The organism is Streptomyces sp. NPDC088252 (assembly GCF_044740965.1).
In the GTDB taxonomy this organism is placed as follows: Bacteria; Actinomycetota; Actinomycetes; order Streptomycetales; family Streptomycetaceae; genus Streptomyces.
In genome coordinates, this window is sequence record NZ_JBIURS010000006.1 from 277,936 (window position 1) to 296,032 (window position 18,097).

General features: G+C 72.1%; 14 protein-coding genes and 1 pseudogene. 11 read left to right on the forward strand and 4 right to left on the reverse strand.

Annotated elements, in window-relative coordinates; genetic code table 11:
- Positions 1-16 precede the first annotated feature (16 nt).
- The 7 genes from ACIOHC_RS15200 (at position 17) to ACIOHC_RS15230 (ending at position 10,539) form a co-directional block, all read left to right on the forward strand.
- Positions 17-1,759 (forward strand): amidohydrolase, encoded by a 1,743-nt coding sequence (locus ACIOHC_RS15200; protein WP_351079305.1) that lies wholly within the window; start codon positions 17-19, stop codon positions 1,757-1,759.
- A complete protein-coding gene (locus tag ACIOHC_RS15205) occupies positions 1,756-3,078 on the forward strand; it encodes an MFS transporter (RefSeq protein WP_351079308.1) in 1,323 nt (440 codons plus the stop codon). Before ACIOHC_RS15200 ends, ACIOHC_RS15205 begins: the two co-directional genes overlap by 4 nt.
- Before the next feature lie 138 nt (positions 3,079-3,216).
- Complete coding sequence (locus tag ACIOHC_RS15210; RefSeq protein WP_351079311.1) at positions 3,217-4,380, forward strand: ATP-binding protein; 1,164 nt, start codon at positions 3,217-3,219, stop codon at positions 4,378-4,380.
- A 190-nt stretch (positions 4,381-4,570) separates the two neighbouring features.
- Entirely contained in the window at positions 4,571-5,698 is a 1,128-nt protein-coding gene (gene pheS / locus ACIOHC_RS15215) for a phenylalanine--tRNA ligase subunit alpha (RefSeq protein ID WP_351079314.1), read from the forward strand.
- Positions 5,698-8,211: a phenylalanine--tRNA ligase subunit beta gene (gene pheT / locus ACIOHC_RS15220; RefSeq protein ID WP_351079316.1), complete on the forward strand. Its 2,514-nt coding sequence runs from the start codon at positions 5,698-5,700 to the stop codon at positions 8,209-8,211. Before pheS ends, pheT begins: the two co-directional genes overlap by 1 nt.
- A 349-nt stretch (positions 8,212-8,560) precedes the next feature.
- Positions 8,561-9,910, forward strand: coding sequence for a transcriptional regulator (locus ACIOHC_RS15225; RefSeq protein WP_401842944.1), 1,350 nt, complete (start codon positions 8,561-8,563; stop codon positions 9,908-9,910).
- Positions 9,911-10,008: 98 nt separating this feature from the next.
- Complete coding sequence (locus ACIOHC_RS15230) at positions 10,009-10,539, forward strand: NUDIX hydrolase (RefSeq protein ID WP_351079322.1); 531 nt, start codon at positions 10,009-10,011, stop codon at positions 10,537-10,539.
- 73 nt (positions 10,540-10,612) lie between these two features.
- Here the strand turns inward: ACIOHC_RS15230 and ACIOHC_RS15235 are convergent, their stop codons facing one another.
- Entirely contained in the window at positions 10,613-11,473 is an 861-nt protein-coding gene (locus tag ACIOHC_RS15235; RefSeq protein WP_351079325.1) for a 3-hydroxybutyryl-CoA dehydrogenase, read from the reverse strand.
- 198 nt (positions 11,474-11,671) lie between these two features.
- On the opposite strand from ACIOHC_RS15235, the gene ACIOHC_RS15240 reads away from it, so the two are divergent.
- Positions 11,672-12,964 (forward strand): glycoside hydrolase family 10 protein, encoded by a 1,293-nt coding sequence (locus ACIOHC_RS15240; RefSeq protein WP_389636842.1) that lies wholly within the window; start codon positions 11,672-11,674, stop codon positions 12,962-12,964.
- A gap of 105 nt (positions 12,965-13,069) precedes the next feature.
- Here ACIOHC_RS15240 and ACIOHC_RS15245 read toward each other — a convergent pair whose 3' ends face one another.
- Together ACIOHC_RS15245 and ACIOHC_RS15250 are read right to left on the reverse strand one after the other, a co-directional pair.
- Positions 13,070-13,282, reverse strand: coding sequence for a DUF1918 domain-containing protein (locus ACIOHC_RS15245; protein WP_351079328.1), 213 nt, complete (start codon positions 13,280-13,282; stop codon positions 13,070-13,072).
- 85 nt (positions 13,283-13,367) lie between these two features.
- Positions 13,368-14,318 carry a DMT family transporter gene (locus ACIOHC_RS15250; RefSeq protein ID WP_401842945.1) on the reverse strand — a complete coding sequence of 317 codons (951 nt, stop codon included), beginning with the start codon at positions 14,316-14,318 and terminating at the stop codon, positions 13,368-13,370.
- Between ACIOHC_RS15250 and ACIOHC_RS15255 the strand changes: the two genes are divergently transcribed.
- From ACIOHC_RS15255 to ACIOHC_RS15265, 3 genes and pseudogenes are all read left to right on the forward strand, one after another.
- The gene (locus tag ACIOHC_RS15255; protein WP_351079333.1) at positions 14,317-15,774 is read left to right on the forward strand and encodes a PLP-dependent aminotransferase family protein; all 1,458 of its coding nucleotides are present in this window, start codon (positions 14,317-14,319) and stop codon (positions 15,772-15,774) included. The two genes, ACIOHC_RS15250 and ACIOHC_RS15255, sit on opposite strands and share 2 nt — an antisense overlap.
- A gap of 186 nt (positions 15,775-15,960) precedes the next feature.
- Positions 15,961-16,536: a histidine phosphatase family protein gene (locus tag ACIOHC_RS15260; RefSeq protein WP_365691526.1), complete on the forward strand. Its 576-nt coding sequence runs from the start codon at positions 15,961-15,963 to the stop codon at positions 16,534-16,536.
- A gap of 156 nt (positions 16,537-16,692) precedes the next feature.
- Positions 16,693-17,013, forward strand: a pseudogene (locus ACIOHC_RS15265) (serine hydrolase); the annotation flags it as partial.
- Between the two features lie 291 nt (positions 17,014-17,304).
- On the opposite strand, the gene ACIOHC_RS15270 reads toward ACIOHC_RS15265, so the two are convergent.
- Complete coding sequence (locus ACIOHC_RS15270; protein ID WP_365691527.1) at positions 17,305-18,048, reverse strand: Clp protease N-terminal domain-containing protein; 744 nt, start codon at positions 18,046-18,048, stop codon at positions 17,305-17,307.
- Between the last annotated feature and the right edge of the window lie 49 nt (positions 18,049-18,097).

Consider the following 18,097-nt stretch of genomic DNA (forward strand, 5'->3'; position numbering starts at 1 on the left):
CGAAAGACCCCCGCCCGTGAAACTCGATCTGCTGGTACGCAACGCGAACATCCTGACCCTCGACGACGCCCGGCCCACCGCCCGCGCCCTCGGCGCTCTGCACGGCCGCGTCGTGGGGCTCGACGAGGAGGTCGAGCACCTCCCGGCCGCCCGGGTCGTCGACGCGGGCGGCGCCACGGTCGTGCCCGGCTTCAACGACGCGCACTGCCACACCGCGTGGTTCGGCCTCACCCTCACGCAGCTGGACGTCTCCGGGGCGCGGACCGTCGACGAGGTGTACGAGGCCGTGGCCGCGTACGCCGCAGGGCTTCCCCGGGACGCCTGGGTGATCGGCGCCGGACTCGACCACAACCGGACCGGCGGGCGCTACCCACACCGCGACGCCCTCGACCGGGCCGCGGGCGGCCGACGGGTGTGGCTGAAACACACGTCCGGCCACGCCTGCGTCGTCAACACCCCGGTGCTGCGGCTCGCCGGCATCCTGGCCGACGGCTTCACCGACCCGGACGGCGGCGTCGTCTCCCGGGACGAGGACGGCCGGCCCGACGGGCTCCTGGAGGAGACCGCCCAGCGCCTCGTGCAGCGGCACGTGCTTCCGTACCCCGTGGAGACCGTCGCCGACGCCGTCGGCGCCGCCACCCGCCACTACCTCACCGAAGGCGTCACCAGCTTCACCGAGGCAGGAATCGGCGGCGGCTGGATCGGCCACACCCCCGTCGAACTCGCGGCGTACCAGCTCGCCCGCGACACCGGCAGGCTCCACACCCGTGCCCAGCTGATGGCCGCCTCCGACGTCCTGCACCCGCTGGTCTCGCACGCCGACGACGGCATCGGCCTCGGACTCGACCTCGGGATGCGCACCGGCTTCGGTGACGACCGGCTCTCCCTCGGACCGGTCAAGATCTTCCTCGACGGTTCTTTGCTCGGCCGCACCGCAGCCGTCACCGAGCCCTTCTGCGGCTGCCCGCACAACGAGGCGGAGGCGGCGAATCCCACCGGATACCTCCAGAACGACGCCGACACCATGACCGGGATCGTCGTCGCCGCGCACCGATCCGGCTGGACCGTCGCCGCCCACGCCATCGGCGACCGGGCCGTCGACCTCGCACTCGACGCATTCGCCCGCGCCCAGCGTGAACTCCCGCGCCCCGGCGTGCACCATCGCATCGAGCATGCCGGAGTGGTCCGCCCCGACCAGCTCGGCCGGTTCGCCGAACTGGGCGTGATCCCCGTACCGCAGCACAACTTCCTGCCGCCGTTCGGCGATGCCATGGCCGAGTCGCTCGGCGCCCGGCGCACCGCCTGGTCCTATCGGCTGCGCTCGCTGCTCGACCTCGGCCTGCCGGTACCCGGCAGCTCCGACCGGCCCGTCGCCCCCGGCGCCCCGCTGCCCGCCATCCAGGCCATGGTCCAGCGGCGTACCGGCTCGGGCGCCGTCCACGGACCCGACGAGCGCGTCCCCGTCCTCGACGCGCTGCGCGCCTGGACCGAGGGCTCCGCCCGTGCCACCGGCTTCGGTGACCACAAGGGACGCCTCGTCCCCGGGTACCTGGCCGACCTCACGATCCTCGACGCCGACCCGCTCCGCACCGATCCCGACCGGATCGGCTCGCTCCAGGTCCTCGCGACCGTCGTCGACGGCGATCCCGTCCACGACCCGCACGGCCTCGCGGCCCCGGCCGCCCCCCGCACCCCCGTACAGCCCGTTCCCCCGTCCCCTCAAGGCCACCAGGCCCTCCGTCCCCAGGAGAACGTGTGAGCTCGCCCGACATCAAGGACATCCGGCGACTGCTGATCGCCGCCTTCACCGGCACCGCTCTGGAGTGGTACGACTACTTCCTCTACGGCACCGCCGCCGCCCTGGTCTTCAACCGGCTCTTCTTCCCCGAGCTGGACCCTGCCGTGGGCACCATCGCGTCCTTCGTCACCTTCGCCGTGGGCTTCGTCGCCCGCCCCGTCGGCGCGGCCGTTTTCGGCCACATCGGCGACCGGTACGGCCGCAAGGTCGCCCTGATCATCACTGTGGTGATGATGGGCGTCACCACCGGCTGCATCGGCCTGCTGCCCAGCTACGCCACCATCGGCATCTGGGCCCCGGCCCTCCTCGCACTCCTCCGCTTCCTGCAGGGCATCTCGGTCGGCGGTGAGTGGAGCGGCGCCATGCTGCTCACACTGGAGCACACCCCGAAGGAGAGGCACGGCAGCTACTCCTCGATCCCGCAGCTCGGCTCGCCCGTCGGCACCCTGATCTCGTCCGGCGCGTTCGCCCTCGTCGGGATGCTGCCCGACGACTCGTTCTACTCCTGGGGCTGGCGTCTGCCGTTCCTCGCCGCGTTCCCGCTCCTCGGCTTCGCGCTCTACATGCGGCTGCGGATCGAGGAGTCGCCGGTCTTCCACGCGATGCTCGCCGACGCCGGGAAGAACGGCCCGAAGCCCGCACCGCTCATCGAGGCGTTCCGCCGCACCTGGGGCCGCATGATCATCGGCATCGGCGCGGCCCTGCTCGGTGTCGGCGGCTTCTTCCTGATGACCACGTTCATCATTTCGTACGGCACCGACGAGCTGGGCATCGACAAGTCCGTGATGCTGAACGCCACCGTCATCGGCTCGGTCGTCGAGATCATCGTGCTCGTCGTGGCGGGGCGGATCGCCGACCGGATCGGTGCCTGGACGGTCTGCGCCATCGGCGGCCTCGTCACGATGGCCGTCGCCTTCCCGGCCTTCTGGCTCGTCGACACCGGCAAGCCCGCACTGGTCTACCTGGGGGTGGGGCTCGGGATCGGGGCGCTCTCCATTCCGTACGCCCCCATCGGTGCCGTGGTCTCCGGCATGTTCCCCGAGGCGTTCCGCTACAGCGCCGTCGCGATGTCGTACAACCTCGCGGGCGTCGTGGCCGGATTCGTACCGCTGCTCGCCACCTCGCTGACCGGCGCGGCGAACGGTGCCTCGTGGGGCGCGGCCCTGCTCCTGATGGTGATCGCGGCCTGCACGGCAGCCGGATCGTTCGCCTCCGGATCGCTCATGAGGCGGGAGCGGGCACCCCGGCCGGCCGGGGACCGCGTCGAGGCCGCCGCCTGACCGACGCCGTGCCCCGTACCCCGCCCGACGGCGGACCGCGGCAGTGCGCCCCCGCAGGGTGTCGCTCCGTCACCGACGACTAGTAGGGTGACGAACTCGGGGGCCCACTGCACCGGTTCGAGAGGTGGGGTACGGGATATGGCTGTCGGCATGAGCAGGCCGCGCGACACACACACGGCCGTCGTGCGCCCCCGCGAGGACCCCGGCCCGGCGGACGGGCCGGGCGACGGACCGGACCCGGGACCCTTCGACGCGGCCCTCGACCCCGACGACCTCCCCGACGGTCTGGTCGTCGCCGACGAGACCGGCCGGGTCATCTGTTTCAACGCCGCCGCCGCCCGGATCACCGCCGTGCCCCGGGCCGCCGCTCTGGGCCGCCCCCTGGAGTGCGCGCTGCCGCTGGAGGACCTCAAGGGCCGCCGCTGGTGGGCCCTGACCGACCCGTACGGCGGACTCGCCACCCGGGTCGGCCAGCCCGAGCGCAATCTGCTGCTGCCGGGCGGCCGGGAGGTCCTGGTCTCCGCACGGTACGTACGCGAGCACCCGACCGGTCCCGTACGCCGTCTGGTGGTCTCGCTGCGCGGCACCGAGGCCCGTCGCCGCAACGAACGCAGCCACGCCGAACTGATCGCGACCGTCGCCCATGAGCTGCGCTCGCCGCTGACCTCCGTCAAGGGCTTCACCGCGACCCTCCTCGCCAAGTGGGAGCGGTTCACCGACGACCAGAAGCGCCTGATGCTGGAGACCGTCGACGCCGACGCGGGCCGTGTCACCCGGCTCATCGCGGAACTGCTCGACATCTCCCGGATCGACTCCGGGAGACTGGAGCTGCGACGTCAGCCCGTGGATCTCTCCGCGGCCGTCGAACGCCACATCCGGACCCTCACCGCGAACGGCCAGACCCCGGACCGCTTCCTCGTCCGCACCTGCCAGCCGCTGCCCGTGGTCTGGGCCGATCCGGACAAGGTCGACCAGGTGCTCGGCAACCTGCTGGAAAACGCGGTGCGCCACGGCGAGGGAACCGTCACCATCGAAGTCGCACCCGCACCCGCGAAGAGCGACGAGAAGGGAACGGCCGTCACCGTGAGCGACGAAGGCCCCGGCATCCCCGAGGAATCGATGGGCCGTGTCTTCACCCGCTTCTGGCGGGGGAGCAAGCGCGGCGGTACGGGCCTGGGCCTCTACATCGTCAAGGGCATCGTCGAGGCGCACGGTGGCACGATCACGGTCGGCCGCGGCCCCGGCGGCGGCGCGGAATTCCGATTTGTTCTGCCCGTGAGCGCGCCGGCCTATATGGGATAAGAGGGTTTGCGAAGCAGTCGGGCAGGGTGGTGGCGGGAGGGCCTGAGCAGCCCACGGGCCTCCTGCACATCCTGTGCCCCGTAGACTCGACCTTTGGCACCTTTGCGTCCTCCAGCCGTCGAACGGGGCCGCGGGGTCCGGGGTGTCCCCGGTTCAGAGCAGTATCAGCCAATCGGAAGCACGGGAAGAGATGTCGGCACCGAACAAGTCGTACGACCCAGTCGAGGTCGAGGCACTGAAACCGGAAGAGATCGAGCGCATGCGGGACGAGGCGTTCGCCGCCTTCGCCGCCGCCGGTGACCTCGACGCGCTCGCCCAGGCGAAGACCGCGCACACCGGTGGTACCTCGCCCCTCTCGCTCGCCAACCGGGAGATCGGCGCGCTGCCGCCCCAGGCCAAGGCCGAGGCGGGCAAGCGCGTGGGCCAGGCCCGCGGCGCCGTGAGCAAGGCCCTCGCCGCCCGTCAGGCGGAGCTGGAGGCCGAGCGGGACGCCCGCGTGCTGGTCGAGGAGGCGGTGGATGTCACGCTGCCCTACGACCGCACCCCGGCCGGAGCCCGCCACCCGCTGACGACCCTCATGGAGCGCGTCGCCGACGTCTTCGTGGCCATGGGCTACGAGGTCGCGGAGGGCCCCGAGGCCGAGGCGGAGTGGTTCAACTTCGACGCCCTGAACTTCGTGCCCGACCACCCGGCCCGGCAGATGCAGGACACCTTCTTCGTCCGCGGCGCCGACGGCGGCGACAACGACGAGTCCGGAGTCGTGCTGCGTACGCACACCTCGCCGGTCCAGGCCCGTACGCTGCTCGACCGCGAGCCCCCGGTCTACGTCGTCTGCCCCGGCCGCGTCTACCGCACCGACGAGCTCGACGCGACGCACACCCCGGTCTTCCACCAGATCGAGCTGCTCGCCGTCGACGAGGGCCTCACCATGGCCGACCTCAAGGGCACCCTCGACCACATGGTCCAGGCGCTCTTCGGCCCGGACATGAAGACCCGGCTCCGGCCGAACTTCTTCCCGTTCACCGAGCCGTCCGCCGAGATGGACATGGTCTGCTACGTCTGCCGCGGCGCGTCCGTCGGCAACCCGGACCGCCCCTGCCGCACCTGTGGCAGCGAGGGCTGGATCGAGCTCGGCGGCTGCGGCATGGTCAACCCCAAGGTGCTCATCGCCTGCGGTGTGGACCCCCAGAAGTACAGCGGATTCGCCTTCGGGTTCGGCATCGAACGGATGCTGATGTTCCGCCACAACGTAGAAGACATGCGAGACATGGTCGAGGGTGACGTCCGGTTCACCCGGCCGTTCGGGATGGAGATCTGATGCGCGTCCCGCTTTCCTGGCTGCGGGAGTACGTCGACCTGCCGGCGACGGAGACCGGCCGTGACGTACAGGCCAAGCTCGTCGCCGTGGGTCTGGAGGTCGAGAGGGTCGAGCAGATCGGCGCCGGCCTCAAGGGCCCACTGGTCGTCGGACAGGTACTGACCATCGAGGAGCTGGAGGGCTTCAAGAAGCCCATCCGCTTCTGCACGGTCGACGTCGGCAACGCCAACGGCACCGGCGAGCCGCAGGAGATCGTCTGCGGAGCCCGTAACTTCTCGGTCGGCGACAAGGTCGTCGTGGTCCTCCCGGGCGCCGTCCTGCCCGGCGACTTCGCGATCGCCGCGCGCAAGACGTACGGCAAGACCTCGCACGGCATGATCTGCTCCACCGACGAGCTCGGCATGGGCGACGACGGCACGCACGGCATCATCGTGCTGCCGCCGGAGCACGAGGTCGGCACCGACGCGATCGAGCTGCTCCAGCTCGTCGACGAGGTCCTCGACATCGCCGTCACACCGGACCGCGGCTACTGCCTCTCCATGCGCGGCGTCGCCCGCGAGACCGCCATCGCGTACGGGCTGCCGCTGCGCGACCCGGCGCTCCTCGACGTGCCCGCGCCGAACGCGTTCGGCTACCCGGTCAAGATCGCCGACCCGATCGGCTGCGACAGGTTCACCGCACGCACCGTCGTCGGCCTCCAGCCCGAGGCACGCTCCCCGATCTGGCTGCAGCGCAGGCTGCAGAAGGCCGGGATGCGTCCGATCTCGCTCGCCGTCGACGTCACCAACTACGTGATGCTGGAGCTCGGCCAGCCGCTGCACGCCTACGACCGCTCCCGCCTCGACGGGCCGATCGGGGTGCGCCGCGCCCAGCAGGGCGAGAAGCTCACCACCCTCGACGGCACGGTCCGCGTCCTGGACGCCGAGGACCTGGTCATCACCGACGACCGCGGGCCGATCGGCCTCGCGGGCGTCATGGGCGGTGCCAACACCGAGATCGCGGACGTCCAGGACGGTGCGCACAGCACCACCGAGGTCGTCATCGAGGCCGCGCACTTCGACCCGATCTCGATCGCCCGGACCGCGCGCCGCCACAAGCTGTCCTCCGAGGCGTCCAAGCGCTTCGAGCGCGGCGCCGACCCGCAGGCCGCGGCCGCCGCCGCACAGCGCACCGTCGACCTCCTGGTGCTGCTCGCCGGAGGTACCGCCGAGGCCGGGGTCACCGAGGTCAGCGCCCCGTCCGCGCCGCGCACCATCACGATGCCCGCCGACCACCCCGACCGGGTGGCCGGTGTCGCCTACGGCCGCGAGACCGTCGTACGGCGTCTCCAGGAGGTCGGCTGCGACGTCTACGGTCAGGACGAGCTGCTCGTCACCGTGCCGTCCTGGCGCCCCGACCTCGGCGAGCCCAACGATCTCGCCGAAGAGGTCATCCGGCTCGAAGGCTACGAGAACCTCCCGTCCACCCTCCCGACGCCGCCGTCCGGCCGCGGGCTCACCGACCGCCAGCGGCTGCACCGCAGGGTCGGCCGGGCGCTCGCCGGGGCCGGCTACATCGAGGCGCTGAACTACCCGTTCATCGGTGACGCGGTCCTCGACCAGCTCGGAATCGACGCCGACGACGCCCGTCGCCGCACGGTCGAGCTCGTCAACCCGCTCTCCGACGAGGAGCCGGCGCTGCGCACCACGCTGCTGCCGGGCCTGCTCGGCGCGCTGCGGCGCAACGACGGCCGCGGCAGCCACGACCTCGCGCTCTTCGAGACCGGCCTGGTCTTCAGGCCGAGTGGCACCGAGAAGACGGCCGTGCGGCTGCCGGTCGACCGGCGTCCCACCGACGAGGAGATCGCCGGGCTCGACGCCACGCTGCCGCGCCAGCCGCGCCGCGCCGCGGTCGTACTCGCGGGCGCCCGCGAGCAGGCCGGCTGGTGGGGCAAGGGCCGCCCGGCCGACTGGGCGGACTCCATCGAGGCCGCCCGCACCATCGCCCGCGAGGCCGGTGTCGAGGTGATCGTCCGGAACGACCAGCACGCACCGTGGCACCCGGGCCGCTGCGCCGCGCTGTATGTGACGGTGAACGGCGAGGAGACCCTCTTCGGGCACGCCGGCGAGCTGCACCCGCGTGTCATCAAGGAGTTCCACCTGCCGGAGCGCACCTGCGCCATGGAGGTCGAGCTCGACGTCCTGGAGCAGGCCGTCGACGGCGTGCTCCAGGCGCCCCGGATCTCCGCCTTCCCGGTGGCGACCCAGGACGTCGCGCTGATCGTCGCGGAGAGCGTCCCCGCCGCCGAGGTGGAGCGGGCGTTGCGTGCGGGCGCGGGTGAACTCCTCGAATCGCTGCGGCTGTTCGACGTGTTCACCGGCGAGCAGATCGGTGCGGGCCGCAAGTCCCTGGCGTACGCGCTGCGCTTCCGCGCCGCGGACCGCACGCTGACCGTCGACGAGGCCACGGCCGCCCGTGACGCCGCGGTGGCGCTGGCCGCCGAGCGGACGGGCGCGGTGCTGCGGGGCGCGTAGCACCGCACGTCACGCAGTGTGAATGAAGGGGCGTATCCGGAGACCGGATACGCCCCTTCCGTGCTCGCCGAGCGGCACAGAACCGCTCGCGGGCGCTCCCCGCGCCGTCCTCGCCGCCACGGAGTGCCGGGCAGGTCGGCAGGGACGGACGTTGCGGGTGCGGGTCGTCGACTGTACGAGGGGGAGCAGACGACCCGGCCGCCTCTTGCGAGACGACTGATTCAACCGATCCACGCACCGGTGCAACAGCGTGCGCAGCGGGACGGTTGGGGCATTCCGTTCACACCCCGTGTGAATCGTGCTCCACTGGTGCGACACGCCTCGGCGTGCCGAACCACCGGAGGGGCGCATGGGGGCGACGGAGCCGAACATTCTGCTGGAGGCCCTGATCGAGGAGGCGGGGGTGTCCCGGGCGGGCCTCGCCGCGCACATCAACGGGGTCGGCCGCTCCCGCGGACTGTGCCTGCGGTACGAACACACCGCAGTGGCCCGCTGGTTGAAGGGACAGCGCCCGCGCGGCCAGGTGCCGGACCTGATCTGCGAAGTGCTGGGGAAGCGGCTGGACAGGCCGCTTTCGCTGGACGACATCGGTATGGCGACCCCGGGTGCCGGTGCGGCCGTGCCCGCGTCCACGCTCACCGGATTCGTGGAGCGGGCCACCGCGCTGTGGCGCTCCGACGAACAGCAGCGTCCGCACACACTCGCCTCGGCCGCCGTCACGGGTACCGCCGCGGTGATGCCCGTCTGGGAGTGGGAGAACCCGCCCGAGGACGTCGACGTCTCCCGCGGCGGCGTCACCCGTGTCGGCACGGCCGACATAGTGATGCTGCGTGCGGCCCGTGCCCACTACGAACTGATGTACCGAAGGGCCGGTGGCATCGCGACCCGGTCCCGCATCGTCGGCTTCCTCAACGCCGAGACCGCGCCGCTGCTGCGCGGCGGCTACAGCGACGCGACGGGGCGCCAACTGCACCGGGCGACGGGCGGTCTGGTGGCCGTCGCGGGCATCTGCGCCTACGACTCCGACGCGCACGGGCTGGCCCAGCGCTACTTCCACCAGGCGCTGCGGCTGGCCAAGGCGAGCGGGGACCGGGCGTTGGGCGGATATGTGATCGCCCTGCTGGTCAACCAGTCGCTGTTCCTCGCCGACTACCGGCAGTCGGTGGCCTTCGCGCAGGCGGCGTTGCGGGCCTCGGGCGGGCACATCACTCCTGCGCTGGCCGCGGACCTCTACGCGATGCAGGCCAAGGCGTACGCCCGCATCGGCGACGCGCGCAGCGCCCTGGGGTGCATCCGGCGCGCCGAGTCGGAGGCCGAACGCATCCGGCCGGGCCATGAACCGGACGAGACCGGGTACGTCCAGCCGGGCCTGGTCGACGTGCAGGTGGCCGAGGCCCTGCTGAGCCTCGGCGATCTGCCGGGAGCCCGGGAGCACGCGGCGACGGCCGTGCGGACCCCGGCGCACGACCGGGGACGGGTGCACCGGCTGGCCATGCTCACCCATGTCGAGCTGCGTCAGGGCGAGGCGGACCGGGCCGCGGCCACGGCCGTGGAGATGGCGGAACGGGCCAGGGGCATGGAGTCGCAGCGGCTGCGCGACCGGCTGCGCGCGGTGCGCGAGGACCTGATCGCGAGCGGCTGCGCCGAGGCGGGGCGGGCCGCCGAACTGATCGACGGAGCGCTGCGCGTACCGCTGTGAGTACCGCCGCGCGTGCGGACTCGCGGGTCCGGTACGTTCCCCTCCGATGCCGATCCTGCTGCGATGTTGCCACCTACTAGTCGGAAGGTGGCAAAACTGTGCAATGGGCGAATCTGAACGAACAAACCGTGTATGAGAACCGCTGGTTCCGGGTCAACCTGGCCGATGTGGTCATCCCCGACGGCCGTCATCTCGACCACTACCTCATCCGGCTCCGCCCCGTCGCCGCGGCCACCGCCGTCAACGAGGCCAACGAGGTGCTGCTCCTCTGGCGCCACCGGTTCATCACCGACAGCTGGGGCTGGGAACTGGCCGCGGGTGTGGTCGAGGACGGCGAGGACATCGCGGTCGCCGCCGCCCGGGAGATGGAGGAGGAGACCGGCTGGCGCCCCGGCCCGTTGCGCCCGCTGCTGACCGTGGAGCCGTCGAACGGCCTCACCGACGCCCGGCACCACCTCTACTGGTCCGAGGAGGCCGACTGGACCGGTCATCCCAGCGACGACTTCGAGTCCTCGCGCCGGGAGTGGATACCGCTCAAGCTGGTGCCCGACCTGATCGCCCGCGGCGAGGTCCCGGCCGCAGGCATGGCGGCCGGGCTGATGATGCTCCATCACCTTCGGCTGGGATGAGGCGCCCTGAAACCACGGACGGGGCCGGTCGGGGGATCGCCCCGGCCGGCCCCGTGCGGGCACGAGAGAGGAATCAGGAGTACGGGTAGAAGCCCGAGCCCGTCTTGCGGCCGAGCCGGCCCGCGTCCACCATCCGCTGGAGCAGCGGGGGAGCGGCGTACAGGGGCTCCTTGAACTCCGCGTACATGGAGTCGGCGACAGAGGCCACCGTGTCGAGACCGATCAGGTCGGAGAGCTTGAGCGGTCCCATCGGATGGGCGCAGCCGAGCTCCATGCCGTTGTCGATGTCCTCACGGCTGGCGATCCCCGACTCGAACATCCGGATCGCGGACAGCAGATACGGAATCAGCAGTGCGTTGACGACGAAGCCGGAGCGGTCCTGGGCGCGGATCGGGTGCTTGCCGAGGACGTCCTGCACCAGGGCCTCGGCGCGCTTCACCGTCTCGTCGGACGTCGTCAGCGCGGGGATGAGTTCGACGAGCTTCTGCACCGGGGCCGGGTTGAAGAAGTGGATGCCGATGACCTGGTCCGGACGAGAGGTCGCCACGGCCAGCTTCACCAGCGGGATGGAGGAGGTGTTCGAGGCGAGGATCGCGTCCCGCCGGGTCACCACCTGGTCGAGCACCTGGAAGATCTCGGTCTTGACCTGCTCGTTCTCCACGACCGCCTCGATGACGAGATCGCGGTCGGCGAACTCTCCCAGGTCGGTGGTGAAGGTCAGCCGCGCCAGTGTCTCGTCGCGCTCCTCCGCAGTGATCTTGCCTCGTTCGGCGGCCTTCGAGAGGGAGTTGTGCAGCCGGGTGCGGCCGATCTCCAGCGCCTCGCCGGTGGTCTCGGCCACCATGACCTCAAGACCGCTGCGGGCGCACACCTCCGCGATGCCCGCGCCCATCTGGCCACAGCCCACCACTCCGACGCGTGCAATGTCGGCCATAGAGTCCGTCACCTCGTGCCTTTCGCTGTTCTGCGTGTCGCAGGTTCCCGTCTGATTCCGGTGCCCGCCCCGACCCCACGACGTTACTCCGCGGCCTACGGGTCATCGCGGGCCGGGGCGGGCATGCTCTGCGTTACGCCTGATTACAGGGGCGTCGGATGTTGACGACGAGGACAGAGAGACGGCAGGTGCATGGATATGCGGCAAATGGCCCGAAGAGGCTTTGTGACGGGTGCGGCCGGGGTGGTCGCGGGTGTGGTGAGCACGGTCGCCATGGCGGGTGCGGCCGCCGCGGCACCGTCCCGGCAGGGCGGTTCCGGGCGGACGGGCGCACCGCCGCGCAGGGGCGGTCACCACGTCGATCGGCGTGAGCTGCGCGGCATGTGGGTCGCCACCGTCGCCAACCTCGACTGGCCCTCGGAGCCCGGTCTGACGGCGGCCGCGCAACGGGCCGAGCTGATCGCCTATCTCGACGAGGCCGTCGACCGCCGGATGAACGCCGTGATCCTCCAGGTCCGGCCGACCGCCGACGCGCTGTGGCCCTCCCCCTACGAGCCGTGGGCCCAGTACCTCACCGGGGTGCAGGGCAAGGACCCCGGCTGGGATCCGCTGGGCACCGCCGTCCACGAGGCCCACCGCCGCGGCCTGGAACTGCACGCCTGGTTCAACCCGTACCGGGTCGCCAACCACACCGACCCGTCCCGGCTGGTCGCCTCGCACCCCGCCCGGCTGCACCCCGACTGGGTTCTGCCGTACGGCGGGAAGCTCTACTACAACCCCGGGATCCCCGAGGTCCGTCGCTTCGTCCAGGACGCGATGCTCGACGCGGTACGTCGGTACGACATCGACGCCGTGCACTGGGACGACTACTTCTACCCGTACCCGGTGGCCGGGCAGGTCTTCGACGACGACGCCACGTACGCGAAGTACGGCGCCGGCTTCCCGGACAAGGCCGCCTGGCGGCGCGACAACACCGACAAGCTGGTGCGCGAGACCGCCGAGCGGATCAAGAAGATCAAGAAGAACGTCCGGTTCGGGATCAGCCCGTTCGGGGTGTGGCGCAACGCCGCGACCGACCCGCTCGGCTCCGACACGAAGGCGGGGGTGCAGACCTACGACGATCTGCACGCCGACACCCGCGGCTGGATCAAGAAGGGCTGGATCGACTACATCTGTCCGCAGATCTACTGGAACATCGGCTTCGCGGCAGCCGACTACGCCAAGCTGCTGCCCTGGTGGAGCGAGGTCGTACGGGGCACGGGCGTCGATCTGTTCGTGGGCGAGGCCCTCTACAAGGCCGGTGACCCCGCACAGCCCGCCGCCTGGCAGGACCCGGCCGAACTCTCCCGCCATCTCGACCTGGCCGCCCACCACGACCAGGTGCGCGGTCATGTCTACTTCTCCGGCAAGGACGTGGTGACCGACCGGAACGGAGCCATGGCCCGGGTGGTCGCCGACCACTACCGCAGCAGGGTGCGTCCACCCCGCTGACAGAAGAAGCGGAGGGGACGCACCGGGTGCTGTGGGCGGGCCGCCGCGAAGCCGTCGGCCCGCTCAGGTCCCGGGGGCGAGGAGCAGCGCGTCCGCCGAAGGCCGCTACGTGGTCTCCGGCGCCTGCTTCCGGACGGCGGCGTGCTGCACGACGCTGTCGGGACCGGGTGAAATGAGGTGTTCGTGCCCGTCCTCGGAGCGGACGCGGTACGGGGGAGTGCCCCCGGCACCGAGCACTTCGACGATTTCTGCGACATGGTCGTGCTGCCCCACGGTCCTGCCGTGCGTCAGCAGCCGGTCGCCCGCGTGTGCCTCCATCGGGAGTGACCTCCTCACGGGTGGCGGTCCTTGTCGACAAGTCTATGACCGAACGGTGACTTCGCCCGGTGGAGGAGCGAGGTTCTCATCCGGCCGGGCGGGCGCGCCCCGCCCGCTGGGTGGCCGCGATGCAGACCAGCACCGCGACCGCCGCCACCGGAGCGGCGGCCGAGACCTTCTCGCCGAGCAGGAAGAACGACCACACCAGTGTCAGCAACGGCTGCGCGAGCTGGAGCTGGCTGGCCCGCGGCACCCCGATCTCCGCCATCCCGCGGTACCAGACGTACAGGCCGAGGAAGGTGGACCCTGCCGCCACCCAGGCCAGTCCGGCCACTCCGTGCACGGTCAGCCGCACCGGCTCCGACGGCAGTGCGACCGCCGCCCCCACGACGGCCAGGGGCAGGGAGAGAATCAGAGCCCAGCCGACCACCTGCCAGCCCGGCATGATCCCGGCCAGCCTGCCGCCCTCGGTGTACCCCGCCGCGCACACCAGCAGCGCACCGAACAGATACAGATCGCCGCCGGACAGCTCGCCGCCGCTCTGCTGCACGGTGAACGCGATCACCACACCGGCCCCGGCGAGCGCCGCGATCCAGAAGGCGCGGGACGGCCGCGCGCCGGTCCGCAGCGAGGAGAACACCGCGGTGGTCAGCGGGAGCAGCCCCACCACCACGGCCGCGTGGGAGGTCGTCGAGGTCTGCAGCGCCAGCGTGGTCAGCAGCGGGAAGCCCACCACCACACCCGCCGCGACCACGACGAGTCCGGACCGGTGCCGGCGGTCCGGCAGCGGTACCTGCCCCGCGAGCAGCGCACCGCCCGCGATCACGGCGGCGAGCAGGGTGCGCAGCGACACCAGCGACCAGGGGCCGAAACTCTCCAGGCCCCAGGCGGTGGACGGGAAGGTCAGCGAGAAGGCGACGACGCCGAGCCCGGCGAGAGCCACACCCCCACGGTTCGCCGTACCGGCCGTCATGGGGGTCGCCGATGAAGCAACCGCTATCGCACTCTTACGAGTAGCGCTATTCTTGACTCTCATGCAAGAGCGTAGCAGCGTCGCTGAACTCGTGGAATCTCTTCGTGGTGAGTTGAAGCGCTACTCACCTGGTGGAAAGCTGCCGTCCAGTCGTGCCCTGGTGGAGCGCTTCCGGGTCAGCCCCGTCACCGTCTCCCGGGCCGTCGCCCAGCTCGCCGCCGAGGGCCTCGTCGTCACCCGGCCCGGCTCCGGCGCCTTCCGGGCACGACCCCGTACCGATGCGCCTCCGCCGGGCGACACCTCCTGGCAGGAGGTCTCCCTCAGCGGCGACGGCGGTCCCGAAGCGGTGCCGCGCACCGTCGACGCCTCAGGCGTCCTGGTCACGCTCGCCGCGCCACCGCCCGGCGTCATCGAGCTCAACGGTGGCTACCTCCACTCCTCGCTCCAGCCGGAGCGCGCGCTCGCCGCCGCCCTCGCCAGGGCCGGTCGCCGTCCCGGCGCCTGGGACCGCCCTCCCACCGACGGCCTGATCGAACTACGGGCCTGGTTCGCCCGGGAGATCGGACCCGCCGTCACCGCCGCCGACGTACTGATCACCGCGGGCGGCCAGAGCGCCCTGGCCGTCGCCCTGCGCGCGCTCGCCCCGCCCGGCGCCCCGGTCCTGGTCGAGTCGCCCACCTACCCGGGCATGCTGGCCGCCGCCCGCGCCACCGGTCTGCGGCCCGTGCCGGTGCCCGTGGACGCCGACGGCGTACGGCCGGAGCTGCTCGCCGCCGCGTTCCGGGCCACCGGCGCCCGGGTCTTCGTCTGTCAGCCGCTCTTCCAGAACCCGACCGGCGCGGTCCTCGCCCCCGAACGGCGCGGCGAGGTCGTCCGGATCGCGCGTGCGGCGGGAGCCTTCGTCGTCGAGGACGACTTCGCCCGCCGCCTGGTCCACGACGACGCCGGCCCGCTGCCCACCCCCCTGGCCGCTGACGACCCCGACGGTGTGGTCGTCCATGTCTGCTCCCTCACCAAGGTCACCTCGCCCAGCCTGCGCGTGGGCGCGCTCGCCGCGCGCGGCCCGGTGCTGGGACGGCTGAGGGCCATCCAGATCGTCGACAGTTTCTTCGTCCCCCGGCCGCTCCAGGAGGCCGCGCTCGAACTGGTCGGTTCCCCGGCGTGGAGTCACCATCTGCGTGCCGTGTCGGCCGAGTTGAGGAACCGACGGACCGCCATGACCACAGCCCTGCGGCTGGAGCTCCCCGCACTCACGCTCCCCCTCGTCCCCACGGGCGGCGGCAGCCTGTGGCTGCGCCTGCCCGAGGCGGAAGCCGGCACGGACGAGTCCGCGGTGGTCTCTGCCGCGCTGCGCGCGGGCGTGGCCGTCGCACCCGGCCGCCCGTACTTCTGCGCCGAACCCCCGTCCCCGCACGTCCGGTTGAGCTATGCCGCGGTCGCCGGGGCGGCCGAGATCGCCGAGGGGGTGCACCGTCTGCGCACCGCCTGCGCCGAGGTTCTGACCGGCTTCGGCGCGTGAACCCCGGCCTGACGCGACGCCATGCCCCCACGGGCACCGCCGAGGGTGCCCACGGCGTTCACTGGAGGGGCGGCTTCAAGCCACGGAGGAACCCGAACCGGTGGGCGCGCTTCAGGTTCGGCCGAGCCTGAAGCGCTTGCGAAGGGGCCCTTGACCCGCGTGGCGTTCGGCTCCACGATCGCCGCCATGAATGTTCGAGTCTCGCTCGTCGCTGCGGCGCGCAGCTCCGCCCTGCTCGCCGAGCGCTTCGACGACGACCGGCCGCTCGACCACGCCGGCTGGCACGAGGTGCAGCTCGTCGCGCACACCCTCGTGCCCCTGGGCGCCGCCGAACTGCGCTACTGCTCACCGACCCCGCGCAGCCGCGCCACCGGCGAGGCCCTCGGCTACGCGCCACTCGTCCAGCCCGCTCTGCGCGACTGCGACATGGGCCGCTGGCGCGGCTGCACCCTCGCCGAGGTCGCGGCCTGCGAACCCGCTGCCGTCGACGCCTGGCTCGCCGACCCCCGCTCCGCCCCGCACGGCGGGGAACCGCTGCTCGCCTTCATCTCGCGGATAGGGGGCTGGTTGGACACCCGCCCGGCGTGCGACGGGGCCATCGTCGCCGTCGCCGAACCGGCGGTCGTCCGAGCGGCTCTCGTCTACGCGCTCAAGGCCCCGCCCTCGACGTACTGGAACGTCGATGTCCGACCGCTGTCCGCCGTCACGCTCACCGGTATGCCGGGCCGCTGGAGCCTCAGGCTCGAAGCGGGAGCCCGCTGACCGCCCCGCCCGCGCGAGCCCGGTGCCCGAGGCGGGAGTCGCCGACGACCCCGGTTCCGTGCGTGCACGGAGCCTTCCCGCCGGTCCGATCGGTCGGTACGCCGCGTATCCGTCGAGTCCGCCGGGATGCCCGGGGCGAGGAGGCCACGGTGCCGGATGATCCACGGCCACTGCGACGACCGGTTCTCCGCGGTTCGCGGCGCGTTCGAAGCGAATTTCCGGGAGCGGGAGGAACCGGTCGCGGCCGTGGCCGTACCGGGACGCAGAGCCCGTGGCCGATCTTCGGGGCGGCTGGGCCGACGGTGCGCGCACCCGCTCCCGGGAGCGGGAGACCCTGGTCAACGCCTGGTCCACCATCAACGGGCCGACCGCCCCGTGTGCCCGCGTCCCCGTCGACCGAGCCTGCTCGATCTTGATGCCCCGGTCGCCACGTACTGGCCGGAATTCGCCGCGGCGGACGAGGAGGCGGCCCTCGTGCACGCGGTCCGGCTGTCACGCCCTCGCGTACGCCGCGACCGCCGACAGCCCGCGGGGGCGGGTGGCGGAGATCCCCACGGCCCGATGGCCACGGCACCGCCCGTGCCGCGCTGTACGGGATCCACGCCGGGCGGGGGAGGCCGGGTGACCGGCGGATCCTCTCCGAGGAGGTCGTCGAGCGCCCCCGGCCGACGGGGTCGACCGGGGGCGACGGATGTCCGGCGGCCGGCCCAGGGGCGACGGTGCCGGGGCCCTGCCCCGTTGTGCGCGTCCCAGGCGGTCCGGTGCCGGTCAGGCCTCCTTGTCCGAGGCGCCGGCGACGAGTGTGACGGCCTCGGCGATGCCCGTTTCGGCGGTCGCCTTGTCGAGGCCGAGACCCGTCAGCACGCCCGCGCCGTCCTCCTGCTCCAACAGGGCCAGGAGGATGTGCTCGGTGCCGACGTAGTTGTGGCCCATCCGCAGGGCCTCCCGGAACGTCAGTTCCAGCGCCTTACGGGCCCCGGCGTCGTAGGGGATGATCTCCGGCACCGCTTCGGCCGCGGACGGCAGCGCCTGAGCCGCGGCCCGGCGGACGTTCTCCAGCGTGACGCCCTGGGCCCTGATGAACGCGGGGCCGAGTGCCTCGGGCTCGCTGAGCAGGCCCAGCACGAGGTGCTCGGTGCGTACCTCGTCGTTGCCCGCCGCGCGGGCCTCGTTCTGCGCCGCCATCACGACGTTCCTGGCCCGCTCGGTGAAGCGGCTGAACCCCTGGCTGGGGTCGAGGTCCGACGGCTCGCCCGGGTCCTTGGCGACGAACCGCTTCTGGGCCGCCTGCCTGGTCACCCCCATGCTCTTCCCGATGTCCGTCCAGGAAGCGCCGGAGCGCCGGGCCTGGTCCACGAAGTGCCCGATCAGGTGGTCGGCGACATCACCGAGGTGGTCCGCGGCGATGACCGCGTCGGAGAGCTGGTCGAGGGCGTCGGTGTGGACCTTCTTGATGGCCTCGATCAGCTCGTCGAGGCGCACGGGATTGGTCATGCGTACGGGATTCACCATGTGTCAACCATAGGTTGACACATGTCCACTGTCAACTGATGGTTGACAG

Coding starts and splice junctions, on each gene's coding strand:
- ACIOHC_RS15210 (WP_351079311.1), top strand. CDS start 3,217: ATGGCTGTCGGCATGAGCAGGCCGCGCGACACACACACGGCCGTCGTG.
- pheS (WP_351079314.1), top strand. CDS start 4,571: ATGTCGGCACCGAACAAGTCGTACGACCCAGTCGAGGTCGAGGCACTG.
- pheT (WP_351079316.1), top strand. CDS start 5,698: ATGCGCGTCCCGCTTTCCTGGCTGCGGGAGTACGTCGACCTGCCGGCG.
- ACIOHC_RS15225 (WP_401842944.1), top strand. CDS start 8,561: ATGGGGGCGACGGAGCCGAACATTCTGCTGGAGGCCCTGATCGAGGAG.
- ACIOHC_RS15235 (WP_351079325.1), bottom strand. CDS start 11,473: ATGGCCGACATTGCACGCGTCGGAGTGGTGGGCTGTGGCCAGATGGGC.
- ACIOHC_RS15240 (WP_389636842.1), top strand. CDS start 11,672: ATGCGGCAAATGGCCCGAAGAGGCTTTGTGACGGGTGCGGCCGGGGTG.
- ACIOHC_RS15245 (WP_351079328.1), bottom strand. CDS start 13,282: ATGGAGGCACACGCGGGCGACCGGCTGCTGACGCACGGCAGGACCGTG.
- ACIOHC_RS15255 (WP_351079333.1), top strand. CDS start 14,317: ATGCAAGAGCGTAGCAGCGTCGCTGAACTCGTGGAATCTCTTCGTGGT.
- ACIOHC_RS15250 (WP_401842945.1), bottom strand. CDS start 14,318: ATGAGAGTCAAGAATAGCGCTACTCGTAAGAGTGCGATAGCGGTTGCT.
- ACIOHC_RS15260 (WP_365691526.1), top strand. CDS start 15,961: ATGAATGTTCGAGTCTCGCTCGTCGCTGCGGCGCGCAGCTCCGCCCTG.
- ACIOHC_RS15270 (WP_365691527.1), bottom strand. CDS start 18,048: ATGGTGAATCCCGTACGCATGACCAATCCCGTGCGCCTCGACGAGCTG.